This window comes from Neptunomonas sp. CHC150 (assembly GCF_030397555.1).
Lineage (GTDB): Bacteria > Pseudomonadota > Gammaproteobacteria > Pseudomonadales > Balneatricaceae > Neptunomonas > Neptunomonas phycophila.
On record NZ_JAPNXU010000001.1, the window covers coordinates 137,087 to 151,808 of the forward strand.

Annotated in this window: 13 protein-coding genes; 4 read left to right on the forward strand and 9 right to left on the reverse strand. The window is 46.0% G+C overall.

The window, feature by feature from the left end; translation table 11 throughout:
* Window positions 1-101: 101 nt before the first annotated feature.
* The gene (locus tag OW491_RS00740) at window positions 102-1,214 is read right to left on the reverse strand and encodes a branched-chain amino acid ABC transporter substrate-binding protein (RefSeq protein ID WP_178969320.1); all 1,113 of its coding nucleotides are present in this window, start codon (window positions 1,212-1,214) and stop codon (window positions 102-104) included.
* Between the two features lie 411 nt (window positions 1,215-1,625).
* Here OW491_RS00740 and OW491_RS00745 point away from each other — a divergent pair, with 411 nt between their 5' ends.
* Genes OW491_RS00745 through OW491_RS00755 form a run of 3 tightly spaced genes read left to right on the forward strand, consistent with a single transcriptional unit; the run spans window position 1,626 to window position 5,997 of the window.
* Window positions 1,626-2,768, forward strand: coding sequence for a YCF48-related protein (locus tag OW491_RS00745; RefSeq protein ID WP_290034370.1), 1,143 nt, complete (start codon window positions 1,626-1,628; stop codon window positions 2,766-2,768).
* A complete protein-coding gene (locus OW491_RS00750) occupies window positions 2,765-5,158 on the forward strand; it encodes an MMPL family transporter (RefSeq protein WP_290034371.1) in 2,394 nt (797 codons plus the stop codon). The genes OW491_RS00745 and OW491_RS00750 overlap by 4 nt, the downstream gene beginning before the upstream one ends.
* Window positions 5,158-5,997, forward strand: coding sequence for a universal stress protein (locus OW491_RS00755; protein ID WP_290034372.1), 840 nt, complete (start codon window positions 5,158-5,160; stop codon window positions 5,995-5,997). Before OW491_RS00750 ends, OW491_RS00755 begins: the two co-directional genes overlap by 1 nt.
* A gap of 137 nt (window positions 5,998-6,134) precedes the next feature.
* On the opposite strand, the gene OW491_RS00760 is transcribed toward OW491_RS00755, so the two are convergent.
* The 8 genes from OW491_RS00760 to OW491_RS00795 form a co-directional block, all read right to left on the reverse strand.
* Window positions 6,135-7,448 carry a glycosyltransferase gene (locus OW491_RS00760; RefSeq protein ID WP_290034373.1) on the reverse strand — a complete coding sequence of 438 codons (1,314 nt, stop codon included), beginning with the start codon at window positions 7,446-7,448 and terminating at the stop codon, window positions 6,135-6,137.
* A 65-nt stretch (window positions 7,449-7,513) separates the two neighbouring features.
* The gene (locus OW491_RS00765) at window positions 7,514-7,786 is read right to left on the reverse strand and encodes a DUF1232 domain-containing protein (protein ID WP_075173722.1); all 273 of its coding nucleotides are present in this window, start codon (window positions 7,784-7,786) and stop codon (window positions 7,514-7,516) included.
* A gap of 63 nt (window positions 7,787-7,849) precedes the next feature.
* Window positions 7,850-8,056, reverse strand: coding sequence for a DUF3565 domain-containing protein (locus tag OW491_RS00770; RefSeq protein WP_075173723.1), 207 nt, complete (start codon window positions 8,054-8,056; stop codon window positions 7,850-7,852).
* 13 nt (window positions 8,057-8,069) lie between these two features.
* Complete coding sequence (locus tag OW491_RS00775; protein WP_290034374.1) at window positions 8,070-8,765, reverse strand: aspartate/glutamate racemase family protein; 696 nt, start codon at window positions 8,763-8,765, stop codon at window positions 8,070-8,072.
* Window positions 8,766-8,909: 144 nt separating this feature from the next.
* On the reverse strand, window positions 8,910-9,512 hold the full coding sequence (locus tag OW491_RS00780) for a nitroreductase family protein (RefSeq protein ID WP_290034375.1): 603 nt from the start codon (window positions 9,510-9,512) through the stop codon (window positions 8,910-8,912).
* 171 nt (window positions 9,513-9,683) lie between these two features.
* Complete coding sequence (locus OW491_RS00785; protein WP_075173725.1) at window positions 9,684-10,871, reverse strand: HAMP domain-containing protein; 1,188 nt, start codon at window positions 10,869-10,871, stop codon at window positions 9,684-9,686.
* Window positions 10,858-11,553 (reverse strand): hypothetical protein, encoded by a 696-nt coding sequence (locus OW491_RS00790; protein ID WP_139303212.1) that lies wholly within the window; start codon window positions 11,551-11,553, stop codon window positions 10,858-10,860. Before OW491_RS00790 ends, OW491_RS00785 begins: the two co-directional genes overlap by 14 nt.
* 29 nt (window positions 11,554-11,582) lie before the next feature.
* Window positions 11,583-12,587 carry a GTPase gene (locus OW491_RS00795; protein ID WP_290034376.1) on the reverse strand — a complete coding sequence of 335 codons (1,005 nt, stop codon included), beginning with the start codon at window positions 12,585-12,587 and terminating at the stop codon, window positions 11,583-11,585.
* A gap of 328 nt (window positions 12,588-12,915) precedes the next feature.
* Here OW491_RS00795 and OW491_RS00800 point away from each other — a divergent pair, with 328 nt between their 5' ends.
* A complete protein-coding gene (locus tag OW491_RS00800; protein ID WP_075173728.1) occupies window positions 12,916-14,721 on the forward strand; it encodes an acyl-CoA dehydrogenase C-terminal domain-containing protein in 1,806 nt (601 codons plus the stop codon).
* Window position 14,722 lies beyond the last annotated feature (1 nt).

Genomic DNA, 14,722 nt, shown 5'->3' on the forward strand with positions numbered 1-14,722 from the left:
TGTTGCCAGCGTTAACTCTTGAGTGCTTACAATGGGTAAGGCAGCACAGTAAAAGAGTAGGTGTTTACCCAGCCGATAAGGCGTAGGTAAACAGCGTGGCCTTATTTGGCCGGTGTTTTAGTACCGTCGGCGTGCCAGTCATAAACAACAAAAGAGAACTCAGTTAGGTCACCTTTTTCGTCAAACGCTAATTTGCCAGTAGTGGTATCAAAGGTGTTGTTATGAATGTACTCAGCGACTTCTTCTGGGTCAGTTGAGTCAGCCCCTTTCATGGCTTCTGTCATGATTTGAACAGCAGAATAAGCAGGGAAGACGAATGCGCCTGATGGGTCTTCGTTTTTCGCTTTAATTGCTTCTACAATCGCTTGGTTAGCGGGGTCTTGATCAAAGCTTTGCGGTAACGTGACTAAAAGGCCTTCAGAAGCTTCGCCGGCAATTTTAGAAATGTCTGGGTTGCCTACACCTTCAGGTCCCATGAATTTAGCATTTAAGCCTTTTTCAGCTGACTGACGTAAGATAAGGCCTAATTCTGGATGGTAGCCACCATAGTAAATAAAATCGACGTTGTTCTTTTTAAGCTTTGCGATGAGTGCTGAAAAGTCTTTGTCGCCAGCGGTCACACCTTCAAACATGACAGGGGTAATGCCATTAGCTTCCACGGCATCTTTAACCGCTGTTGCTAAGCCTTCACCGTATTGTTGCTTATCATGGATGATAGCCATATTTTGGGGTTTAACGTTGTCGATGATGTATTGGGCAGCAAATGGACCCTGTAAACTATCAAGACCGATAGTTCGGAAGATCATACCGTAGCCTTTTTCGGTGATTGATGGCGAGGTTGATGCTGCTGTGATCATCAGAACACCCTCTTCATCATAAATATCAGAAGCCGGCTCTGTTGATGAAGAGCATAGGTGACCTACTACATATTGAACGCCGTCGTTAACGATTTTGTTAGCAACAGCGACCGCTTGTTTAGGGTCGCAAGCGTCATCATAAATAACGCTTTCTAACATGTCGCCATTAACACCACCGGCCTTATTGATCTGTTCGATTGCGGCCAGTACGCCAACTTTTTGCATATCGCCATACTGAGCAACGGGGCCTGTAGCTGGGCCAGCAAGAGCGATTTTGATCGTATCTGCTTGAGCGGCTGTGCCGTATAAACACAGGGCTGTACCTACGCTCAGTAGGGTGCGAGTAAATGTTTTCATGAGTAGCTTACCTTCTCCGTCGTCGGTTTTTTTATCAGATAACCGTTTGAGGGTGTTGTAGTGTTAAGGATACCTGTAAGAATTAACTACAAAGTCAGGTAAAAATCAATGTTTACTATAGGAAACAAAATCTATTAAAGCGGTCTTTGTCGGCTTGCTTTAGAATACGCTGACCTGTTTTGTTACTCTTTATGGGATTTTCTGTTATTGCAGGTTTTTTATGTACGTAAGATCCTATAACGGTCGAATTTTAACGTCATAACAGCCATTTCTGTTTGCCCAACAACCACGGTGGTTGAAGAGTGAACTACACTTTTGTCAGTTATATCGGGTTCGGCTTAACCAACCCCGGATAAAGATAATAATGAGGGGCTTATGCTCAATCTATGTCGTTTACAACGGCTTTTTATAATGCCAGCTGTTTTTTCGCCTGTTGGTGTATGTATTCGTTGTTTGATGCTTGTCGTGTTCTTTTCATCATCGGCTAATGCTGATCGTTTGGACGCACCAGCATTAAAAACGCCACGTGCCACGTCCGGTTTATTGCTGGATATTGCTAAAGCGGGTGATCGTTTGGTTGCTGTTGGGGACCAAGGCGTGATTCTGCTCTCCGATACGCAAGGTCGTCAGTGGCAACAAGCGGATGTGCCAACCAGCGTTATGCTGACGGCAGTAACCTTTGTGACTGACTCTATTGGCTGGGCCGTAGGGCATGACGGTGTTTTGCTCCGCACCAGTGATGCAGGCCTTAATTGGCGTGTTGTGATGACGGGCAATGAGCTAAACGCGCTTCAAGTTGAGCAGTTCCAGCGTTTAATTGATGCCGGTGGCGATTCTGCAATGCCAGAGTTAGCCGTTGATGAGCTTAGTTATTATCTGGATGACGCCATTGTTGCTCAAGAAGATGGCCCCAGTTTACCTCTGTTGAATGTGTTCTTTAGCGACTCTGACCATGGATTTGTCATGGGCGCATATGGCTTGTTGATTGCAACACAAGATGGTGGCGATAGCTGGAAAGTGCTTTCACATCGGGTCCCTAACCCTGACCGTTTTCATTTAAACGCTATGACAGGCGATGCTCATTATCTGTATTTAGCCGGTGAGGCCGGTATCTTGTATCGATCCGGTGACCAAGGGGAGCACTGGGAAGCGCTTGATTCGCCTTACGAAGGATCCTTCTTTGATATCAATGTATACCGCGGTGAAGTGCTTCTTGCGGGCTTGCGGGGACACTTATTTACTAGCCCGGACCAAGGCATCACATGGGGACAAGTGGCAATTGATACTCCCAGCACGCTTTCTGCCGTGGCCTCTCGGGATAACCAATCTCTGCTAATTGCTGGGCAAGGCGGCAGTGTTTTGCTGGGAGAGCAAAGCCATCGCTTACAACTATTGAACCAATCTGATCGTCGAGGTTGGAGTGCGGCCGTGCCTGTAAAGAATGGTTGGGTATTGGTTGGAGAGAAGGGCGTCAAATTAATAGATCGTCTGGGTGAGGCGATATCGCTGCATGCTAGCGAGCAGAAGGGAATTGCGATGAGGGCTCAGCCGTGAAAATTGCTTCTTTATTATTGGCTCCTATTAAGCTGTCTGAGCAAATCCTTGAGCGTCTTTTATTTGAGCGCCGTGTACCCGTTTTGTTTGTGTTTGCGGCGGTTACCTTGTGGTTGTTAAGCCAAGCGGTACAGATTCGCCCGGATGCCAGCTTTGTAAAAATGATTCCATCTAGCCATCCCTATGTGGAGAACTACTTAACCTACCGGGATGACCTGTCGGGCCTAGGTAATAGCTTGCGTGTGGTTGTCCAAGCAGAGCAAGGAGATATTTTTACAGCTGAATTTCAAAACACCCTAAAGCAAGTAACAGACGAGGCTTTTTATATTCCTGGGGTAGACCGTTCGGCCGTTAAGTCAATATGGACCCCTAACGTTCGTTGGACCGAAGTAACCGAGCAAGGATTCGTTGGGGGGCCTGTTATCCCGGCTGATTACGATGATAGCGAGCAAGCACTGAATAATGTGCGCACTAATATTTTACGCTCGGGGCAGGTGGGGATCTTGGTGGCTAATGATTTCCGGTCCGCCATGGTGCAAGTCCCGTTGTTGGATAAAGATCCAGAAACCGGAGAAAAACTTAATTACCAGAGCTTGTCATCCAAAGTAGAGACGTTACTGCGCGATAAATATCAAACCGACGCAGTCACGATTCGTATTACTGGATTCGCTAAAATAGTGGGTGATTTGATCGATGGCGCACGCTCTGTCGCTTTATTCTTCGCTATTGCCATTGTTGTCACACTTATCTTGCTGTACCTCTACTCTGGGAGTGTAAGTGGAACATTAATCCCAATAGCGTGCTCGCTGGTGGCTGTTATTTGGCAATTGGGCTTACTGAAAGCGCTTGGGTATGGGCTAGATCCGTATTCGATGTTGGTCCCGTTTTTGGTTTTCGCGATTGGTGTTAGCCATGGGGTGCAGGTAGTTAATACGGTACGTTTAGAGCAATCATTAGGCGCTGAGCCATGGTTAGCGGCTCGTCGCGCGTTTAGAGCCATTTATATACCGGGCCTAACGGCTTTATTGTCTGATGGTCTGGGGTTTGTAACCCTGATGGTTATCGATATTCAGGTCATTAAAGATTTAGCGGTGGCGGCCTCAATGGGCGTTGCGGTTATTGTGTTGACCAATCTTTTTTTATTACCGGTTTTGTTGTCATTTATCGGTGTGGGTAACAAAGCGGTGGCGCGCATGGAAAAGAGTCAAAACTCCGACACTTCGATGTGGCAGCCAATGACTTTTTTCGCAACTAAGCGAGGAGCGAGTATCGCTGTGGTTGTGGCGTTGGTGGCGCTGGGTGTAGGTTTATGGGGTAGTAAAGATCTTAGAATCGGTGATTTAGATGCTGGCGCCCCCGAACTTCGGGCAGACTCTCGCTATAACCTAGATAATGCTTTTATAAGCGAAAATTACAGCACGTCCAGTGACATCTTTGTGGTGATGGCCATCACACCTACGCAGGCGTGTACAAGTTACCAAAGTTTAGCCGGTGTGGAGCGCTTTCAGCAGTTCCTCACTGGTGTTCCGGGTGTGCAGAGCTCGATTTCGCTAGCGGATGTATCAAAGCGGGTAACGGCAGGGTTAAACGAAGGCAATTTAAAATGGCGCACTATTAGCCGTAATCAATACGTGATTAATGCATCGCTTGGATATGTTCCGGCGGGCTTTATGAACTCGGATTGCTCTTTACTGCCCGTTATTATCTTTTTGGATGACCATAAAGCCGAAACGCTATCGCAGTTAACTCACATTATTGATGACTATGCGATGGCGAACAATACTGATGAGTTACGCTTTGAAATGGCGGCAGGCAATAGTGGCTTTGAAGCGGCAACGAATCAGGTCATTGAAACCGCTCAATACGATATGCTGGCTTGGGTATATGGCGTGGTAAGTTTGCTGTGTTTGTTAACCTTCCGCTCTATCAAAACGGTCTTTTGTATTATCGCACCGTTGGCACTGACTTCTTTGTTATGCCAAGCCTTGATGGCATGGCTGGGTATTGGCGTGAAAGTGGCGACCTTACCTGTGATTGCGCTGGGTGTAGGGATTGGTGTGGATTATGGTATTTATATTTATTCCCGACTCAATACCTATCTGGTTGAAGGAATGAGCTTAAAAGATGCGTATTTGGCAACACTTAAAACCACTGGTTCATCGGTTGCCTTTACCGGGTTAACGTTAGCAACAGGTGTTGTGCTGTGGGTGTTGTCGCCGATTAAATTCCAGGCTGATATGGGTATTTTGCTTACCTTTATGTTCCTTTGGAATATGTTGGGCGCATTAGTGTTATTACCTGCATTGGCTTGTTTGTTGAATGCTCGTTCAGCGGTAACATCAGCAATTAAAGATGGTTATCAAGATTCACAAGATAAAGGTGCACTCTGATGCTATTTAACCGAAAGATACTGGTTGCTTTAGAAGGAACGGGTTCGGATGAAAAAGCGTTTAAACGAGCCGTACTGATTGCTGATCGTATGAAGTGCGCCATGGACGTTTTGTGGCTGAATGCACCTATGGCTGATCAGCCTATTATGCAGTTAATTATCCGGCTGCAGGTGGATGGTTTAGCGATTAATGTGCTGTATATCGAAGATAAGTCGTTAGTAAAAGAGGTACAGCGCCGCTGGAAAGATGATCACTTTTCATTGCTTATCAAAAGTTGTGATACGGACCACAGTGGCTTTTTGGCTCCGTTAGATTGGCAATTGTTACGCCAAACCCCGTGCCCTGTTTTACTGGTTAAACGGGATAGTTTATGGGAGCACGGGGCAATTTTGGCGGCGGTTGATCCTCGTGGTAAAGAGGAGAAGCGCAATCGCTTAAATCAGATGGTGTTGATGATGGCAGGCTTTATTGCACGTGAGGCTCAAGCGCCTTTGCAGGTAACCGCCGCTTATCCACCGCCTATGCTCGGTGCAGAGCTGGAAAACCAATCGGCTGAGTTATTAAAAAATGATGTGGAAGCCGTTGTTCATACATTACTAGCGAGTTCGAAAATGAAGCCTGCTGATGTGTGGATTGGTGAAGGTCCACCGGAGCATTGGGTGAGCCAAACGGCGAAAGAGAATAATGCAGCGGTTGTTGTTATAGGAACGCAAGCGCGATCGGGCTTAACGGGAGCGTTGTTAGGCAATACGGCTGAAAAGATACTCGATCGCTTAAGCTGTGATGTGTTGGTGCTTAGAGAAGGCGTGTCCGAAGGGCTAACAAACCTGCTATCCTAGCCGTTTTAACGGAATCATTAGGACGTAATATATGATAGTTCGGTTGCTTAGCGTTACGGCATATGCGCTTGCATTAATCGCTTGTTCTCCTATCCCCGATCTTCCTGGGCCACTAGGTATTCCGGGGTTTTGATCTCTTACGATAATTTATTTTTTGCTTCAATCCATTGTGACATGTACTGCGTGCTTTTGTGGTGATGGTGTCTAAGCATTTGACCAACAAAATTATTTTTCCGGTGTTGAGCTAAATGCTTTTTATCGAGCATTTGGTTAAGCAGATAAAGCAAATTACCTTGGTTTTTAACGGTGTTAAATCGGTGATCTAAAATAGCTTGTGTTCGTGATTGAGCTTTCAGCCAAGTGGCTTCATCTTGATATATCTGCACCGCGGCAGCTGCAATGGCTTTTTCTGATCCGCCGATGGCTCCCGGCCATGCTTGTGAGCTGACCATCCCTTCCACTCCTATCGGTGTTGTGACGGAAGGCGTTCCGTTGCGCATGGCGTCCAGCAGCTTACCTTTAATTCCGGCACCAAAGCGCAATGGCGCGATAAGTACGCGAGCGTTCTGTATCACTTCGTCAGCCGATTCTGCCCAGCCTTTTACGTAAAAGCCGCTGCTGGGGTGGTTTAAATCCGTAGCTTTGGGCGGCGGATAGGCGCCGTAAATATGAAGCTCCGCTTGAGGTAAAGCTTGTCGTATTTTGGGCCAAATACGTTGTTTTAACCACAAAACAGCGTCCCAGTTAGGGGCATGTCTAAAATTACCAATACTGACAAAGTGCTGACGCTGTTGCCATGACGGGGTAGAAGCTGGCGCTGAACGCTCATGATTTATCATAAATGGGCAGTGCATGAGCTGCTGATAGGGGACGCTGAAATAGTCGGTGAGTAAGCGAAGCTCAACATCCGAGATCATTAAAGTAAGGTCACATCGATAAATTGAGGCAATCTCACGTTGTGCTAAATCAGTAGGGCTCATGTAATCGAAAAGGGTATCCATCTCCAAAAGAGGGGTGAAATCAACCTCATCCTTTGTCAGCTGTAGTTGCTTTTTAAGCATCTGATGCCTTGCATCGCGCAAGCTATGGAGGTCTTCCGTATCCAGCAGTCGGATGGCATCGGGGCAGGCTTTTTCTACTCGCCAACCAAACTGTTCTTCCATCATAAAACGATCAAAAAGCACGACGTTTGGGCGTTGTTCTGCAATCCATGTATCAAAGCTGGCGTCATTTAGGCTGATGGCGACTTCTTGGACATTCCACGGTGATAAGTCGGCCCTGTGGTCGCCTAATGAGGCGGGGCTAGCAAATGTTATCGTCCATCCCTGATTATGAAAGAGTTCTATAAAAGACAGCATATGATAGCCAGCAGCCGAGGAGTTAGGCTCAGGCCAAACGTACCCAATAATGACAATATGCAGTGGCTGAGATGGTGTTGAAGCGGCTGGCATATGCTATTACTTTCTCTATTAAAAAGAACAAGATAATAGCGCAATTAGGGCAAAGGGGGCAGTGCTTATCTTTGCTGATAGTCGTTTAAAACGTCAGTCGGAATCAGCTTGCGAATCATTTTTAAGCCAAAGGCTACCACGACCACATCGTCAATAAGCCCGAAGACTAACAGGAGGTCGGGAATCAAGTCTAAGGGGCTTATTGCGTATACCGCTAATAGGATAAATAAGAGCTTGGCAGACCAAGGCGAGCGTTTATCCCAGACCGCTTTACAGGTTGCCCAAGTATCGGATGAAAGCAAGGTAAAACCTTTATAGGCGCTGCTTAGTAGTCCCATGCTGTCCTCTTTTGTTGGCGATTTGATGTGTCATATTACTTTATTTGACAGGTATTTGAGGAGTTAATTCCAATCGCGAGGTTCGTTAGTGTCGCACTTAATGCAATTTAGCTGTGTGCCTAATTGGGAAGCCCTACCTTCGGGTGTGGTGACCCAAACTCGACTAGTCCATGGTGGATTGTGGCGCACGTGCTGGTTATGACCGCAGGCCAGTTCTGCGACCCAGTGATCTTCTTCATCGGTATGATAGCCTGCGATGGGTTGCTGCATAATGGACCCTTAGTTATTGACCAAGTGCTTTTGAGATGGCGGCTTTGGCGTGTATTTCAGTTGTATCATAAAGAGGAACCGACGTGTCGGTTTGTTTGACCAGTAGAGCAATTTCTGTGCAGCCTAAAATGATAGCCTGTACGCCTTGTTCGGATAAAGATTCGATAATTGCTAAATACGCTTGCCTAGAGGTTGGATTGATTGTTCCCAAACATAGCTCGTTATAGATAACCGAATGTACCGTGTCGCGCTGTGTTTGATCAGGAATAATTACATCGATTCCAAATTGATCGATCAGGCGCTGTTTATAAAAGTCTTGTTCCATCGTAAAGCGTGTACCCAATAATCCAACACGATCAATTCCCGCTGCTTTTAATGCTAGGGCTGTTGCGTCAGCTATGTGCAATATAGGAATGTTAATCCCCGATTGTATGGCGGGCGCGACTTTATGCATGGTGTTGGTGCAAATAACTAGGAAGTCAGCGCCGGCACGCTCTACCGCTTGAGCGGCTGACGTTAGAATATCGGCTGTTGCTGGCCAATCGCCTACATGTTGAAGTGCTTCTATATCGGCGAAGTCTAGGCTGTTCAAAATGATTTTGGCTGAATGCAGGCCGCCACGATCTTGTTTGATACCTTCATTGAGTAATTGATAATAGGTTTGAGTTGATTCCCAGCTCATGCCGCCGAGCAAGCCTATTGTTAACATAATATTCCCTTTGCCTGTTTGCTTAATGAGATGAGTGGTGTGGGCGCCTCACTATAAAAAAGCTCTCGTGTAGAGAGCTTTATACGGTATTTTGACGATAGCACTTTTAAAGCGCTTTTAAACCTAAGCGGTGTTTAATAGGCCTTAAAAAGTATCGGTGATAACAACATCAGTGAATGGCAATTGACCGCCACGAGGATGGGCTTCTTTCGTTGCTTTGCCGATAGCTACAAACATAGAAATAACATGATCTTCAGGCAGCTTAATGAGCTTACCTACCGCGTCAAAATCAAACCCATCCATTGGGCAGCTGTCGTAACCCATAGATTTAGCTGTCAGCATGAGCGTTTGTGCTGCCATGCCACAAGAGCGCATCGCTTCGTCACGCTGTGTTTGTTCTTTGCCACGGTAGTAGTTATCAATGGCCGGAAGTAGGATGTCACGTGTGCCTTGGTCTGTATTGGCCCAATAGCGTTCGGGCTCTTTTTCCCAGGCTTTTAAATCGGCGCACATAATGACAAGCAGTGAGCTATCGGTGACTTGTGCCTGATCCCAAGCAGCGGCGCGGATTTGTGCGCGTAAGGCTTTATCTTTAACTACAACAAAACGCCAGTTTTGTATATTGAAAGCTGTTGGAGACAGGACGGCTAACGATAAAAGTTCGCGTTCTTCATCGGCTGTTAGTACGTGTTCGGGGTCAAAATGCTTTACTGCGCGACGGCTGGTAATGGCTTCAAAAGTTTGCATTGGTCACTCCATGATTAAACATATTTACACAGGACTGTAGCAGTTTGATATGACAGTCACTAGCTACGCCTCGCAATTCATTATTGCTTGTCTCGAACAGTTTATATGGTTCTGTAACGGGGGATGATAGCCCCTTTTGCTGTAACAGCGGGGCTATCTAATGTGGGTGATCTACATACGCATCAATAACTTGACGGACTCACGTAACCGTTCAAAGGCTTCTGCTAAGAATTGAATTTCATCGCGGGATTTGATTTCAATTGGGGTATCCACTTCACCCTTACTGAGTTTGTCGGCGGCGAGCGTGAGCTGACGCAAAGGGGCTGTCATTGATGTGGATAAGAGCCGTGCGAAAACAAAACCTATCACAGCCGCAAATAATATGAAGGCGACAAACCCAATGGTAAATGTGTTTAGGAGCTTCAGTGCCACTTTTTTCGGTGTTTCTGCAATCAAATATCCAAGAATATGTTGTTGCTCAGTGTCGGCATAAACGGGCAAGGATGTAATGAGACTCTGCTCGCTTTCTGTACTAGATAGGCTCGTCACTTGGGTGATGGAGTAGGCGAGTTCTGGGTAATCTTCGCTGAAAGAGTGACCATGGCTTAAATCATGAACACTGCCCCACTCTTTGGATTGATCACTGTGGCTGATATAAAAGCCTTCTTTGTTGATCAAGCTGAATTGCGTGGCATCATGCTGGTTACTTTGTTTGATGAGATCGATAAAGGCATTAGCGTCAACATTCATGATGAGCACAGCCACCAAGCGTTCGCCTACGGCAAATATGGGGGTGGCAAACCGAATTGTTGGTTGGTGAGGCTGGGCTAATTTACCTTCTTCACGGTTTAAATCGGTGGGGGAGACGTAGTACTCGCCAAAAGTAAGGGATTTTGCCGCTTGAAAGTGTGGACTGGTCGCTTTGTCGTGTAATAACTCTAAAGGGACCACGCGACTAGAGCCATTTTGTTCGTTGTGCTCAACGCGAATTAGCTCTTTGCCATCGGCACCAATGAGCCTGATTTGGTTATAAATATGGCGGTTTTTTATAATGCTAAGAAAATCCCTTGCTATGTACCGGCCGAGTGTTTCTTTCGTATTTTCATCATTGATTACTAGGGCACGGCCATATTCAAACATGGAATTGGCATCTCTGAGGTAAAACAAATCTCCTGGAACATACTTCAACGTATTTTCAATACCACTCGAAAGCAAGCGGGCTTGAGTTTGCGTATTTTGTATGCCCGATTGGGTAAGTGCGTCTTGCGTTGTCAGGTACGCAAAGACTGAGACCAATAATACGGGAATGAGAGCTGCCGTCAGCAGTGCTCGTTCTATTCGGCCTTTAATGGATCGCATTGGAAGACTCCGTTGTGGTGGCAGCGTTGATTAAGTCGGAAGCACCTAGTAAAAAGTGAGAGCGCTTCTCTGGATGTTCGATAAAGGATGCTATTCGGCTAGTGAGTAATGGCAGTCGGTAGGTTGATACCTCTCCTTCGTTGGTCCAAATAACATATTCACGTTTAAATAAAATTTGCGCTGCAGGACCCACTTGCTCGGATAAAAGTCGGATGATTTGTTTTAACGTGGGCTTCAGAGCCTCGCTTTCATCCGTACCATGCGTAACATTACTGTCTGTTCGCTCAATGTGTTTTGTCATCGTTACTGATGGCTGCATAGCAGATGCGGGCTTTATGTTGCCGTCATCTGATTGGGCAAAGGCAATTAGGTTTTTTGCCGCAGAGCGAATAGCGGTGCCAATTAATGCTTGATTGATGTTTGGCTCTGTCATTAATACAAATAGGGTGTCTTCATTCAGTTGGAAGCCAAGTAGGCGGCTATCATTCATTTCTATTTGTACTTCATTATGGCCTTGCTGTAGTGCTTGAAGAGCGTCCAGCATTTGCTTAAAAATACGTGCCGTATTGAGTAAATTATCGTTAAACATCGCTGGGAAATTTGAGGCGCGCAGCCTGTGTTTATGTATCAGGCAGCTGTGGCGTACGCCACCTAGGATCTGGAAGTTAGATAAAATGTTCATGTTTAGAGGCTTCTTCGAGTCGGCTGTGATTAAGTCCACTGCAGCATGTCTTCTACTTGCTGCTTCAGCATCCGTGCCGATGTTCGTTGATTGGCAATAATGCCAAGTACTTGATCCTCTTCAATAAATACGTTGATTGATGATCCTTTTGGGCTTTTGATTAAAATTGATTTGGCTGGGTCAAACTGAGTTGTTGCATGGAAAGCAGGGATCATTCCTGCCATGAATCCAATGTATTCTTCGAGTAATGGGTCATCAAGTGACGAGGTCAGCACGTCGCCCATATCGTTGGCGAGCACGGCACCTTCTACGCCTTTAATCGTCATCACATCATCCACGATAGAGTCTTTCATGATGAGCTTATCTCCTAAGTAATCGTTGACCATCAAAAGTGGCGGTTCTTGAGGCGTATCATCGGGTGAAGACGCCAATATAGGCATGTCCTGTGATTGCTCGAGTAAAGAGGTCCAACAATCGCTCGCTATTCGATCGGTTAGTGCGTGTTGCACAAGGCTTAATACTGACTGGCGAGAGCGCGCATCAAAAAAGTGGATATCGGCCTGGATGCCTAGTTCATCAATCCATGCTTGATAGTGTGCTAAAGAGGGTTCGCTTCTGATGTCTGATTGAGTAACACCAATGAGTAAGCCTGTTCGTTGAATCAGTTGGCTAAATTCATCTATGTAAAACGTTAAATCGCGCTGCGGCTGATTCCGTGTGTTGTCCAAGAGCAAAATACATTTGTTAGCGTCGTGAGCGAGATCCGAAGTTAGAACATCCCACATAAAGTTAAATCGGTACTGACCGGGTGCACCGTAAAAACGAATGTGGTGTTGATCACCTAATGTTAGTTGGCCGTAATCTAGTGCGACGGTTGTGGTTTGCTTTCGGTTGCCCGTGATGTCAGATGCTTTGACATCAGTTGATACCGCATCTGAGCCACTCAATGTGTTAATCGCGGTTGTTTTACCGGCGCCGACAGGCCCGATTAAAACTAATTTGTGGCTAATTATGCTTAATTTGTCCGAATACATTGGGGATTTTTTGGGCCCAAACTGACTAAGGGCGGGATTAGAACACCCAAAGATGACAGTTTTATGACGCGGGTGTGGATGTTATGTTATTTATCGAGCGATTGGTTAATAAGTAGGCGAGTGAATGTTTTTGTTAGCCTAAATGCTGCTTTTATGTGCTTTAACAATAGCTATGTCAGGCTTGTGGCACTATTTGTTAGTTATATTGGTTTCTTTTGTTATTGGTGGTTTTCAGATTTTCGTCCATCCTTAATAAACACGATAAAGATAACCACGCATGTATTTTATGTTGATTAGCGCGGTTCAAAAATAAAATGAGGATTGTGCCATGCCAGAATATAAAGCCCCCCTTCGAGATATCCAGTTTGTTCTTAATGATGTGTTGGATGCCGAAGCACATTACGCAAGCTTGCCGGGTTGTGAAGAGGCTACACCTGATATGGTCAGTGCTATTTTGGAAGAAGGCGCTAAGTTTGCTGAACGCGTTTTATCACCTCTGAACCAGGTGGGTGACCAGCAAGGTTGTCAGTTTGATAATGGTGATGTGAAAACCCCTGAAGGCTTTAAAGAGGCTTATCAACAATACGTTGAAGGCGGCTGGCCGTCTTTAGCGCATGATGTTGAGTACGGCGGGCAAGGTTTGCCTGAATCATTGGGAACCGTTATCAGTGAAATGGTTGGCTCGGCTAACTGGTCTTGGGGAATGTATCCTGGGTTAAGCCATGGCGCTATGAACACCTTGCATGAGCACGGCACAGATGAGCAAAAATCGACTTATCTTACCAAGCTCGTCAGTGGCGAATGGACGGGCACTATGTGCCTTACTGAGCCGCATTGTGGAACCGACTTGGGCATGCTGCGCACTAAAGCTGAGCCTCAGTCCGACGGTAGTTATGCAATTAGCGGAACCAAGATATTTATTTCCGCTGGCGAGCACGACCTAGCCGATAATATTGTGCATATCGTATTGGCACGCCTGCCTGACGCGCCAGCGGGTACTAAGGGTATATCGTTATTTATTGTCCCTAAATTCATGCCCAATGGTGAAGGCGAGTCAGCCACTGTGGGTGATCGAAATCAGGTTGCTTGTGGGTCGCTTGAGCATAAAATGGGTATCCACGGTAATGCGACCTGCGTGATGAACTTTGATGGCGCTAAAGGCTACTTGATCGGTCCGCCTAACAAAGGCTTAAACTGCATGTTTACTTTTATGAATACAGCACGTTTAGGGACGGCATTACAGGGCTTGTCACATGCTGAGTGGGGTTTTCAAAACTCGTTAGCTTACGCAAAAGATCGTCTTCAAATGCGTGCGCTTTCAGGACCTCAAGCTCCTGAAAAAGCAGCAGATCCTATTATTGTACATCCAGCCGTTCGTAATATGTTGCTCACACAAAAAGCATTTGCTGAAGGTGGGCGAGCGTTAATTTATTACTGTGCTCAACTCGTCGATAAAACACATTTGGCCAGTGAGGAAGAGAAGAAAGAAGCGGATGCATTACTCGCCTTCCTAACACCAATAGCGAAAGCTTTTTTAACAGAAGTCGGTTTCGAGTCGGCTAATCATGGTATGCAGGTGTTTGGTGGTCATGGTTATATTGCTGAATGGGGTATGGAGCAAAATGTGCGTGATGCGCGAATCGCCATGCTTTATGAAGGTACTACTCAAATTCAAGCTCTTGATCTTCTAGGGCGCAAAGTGCTCATGACACAAGGGGAGTCGCTCAAGGGCTTTACCAAGATTGTGCATAAGTTCTGTAAAGCTCAAGCCGATAACGAAACGATGAAACCTTATGTCGATGCCTTGAATACGCTCAATAAAGAGTGGGCTGACATCACCATGAAAATTGGCATGAAGGCTATGAACAATCGTGAAGAGGTTGGTGCGGCGGCCGTCGATTACTTAATGTACTCAGGCTACGTAAGTTTGGCTTATTTCTGGGCACGTATGGCGTTGGCAGCTCAAGAGAAGTTGGATGCTGGGACGGCTGAGCCCGCTTTTTATGAGGCAAAACTGAAAACGGCGACTTTCTACTTTGAACGCATTTTACCGAGAACTCATGGCCATGTTGCCATTATGCAGTCCGGTGCTGATAACTTACTGTCAATGGATGTTGATCAGTTTAGCTTTTAAG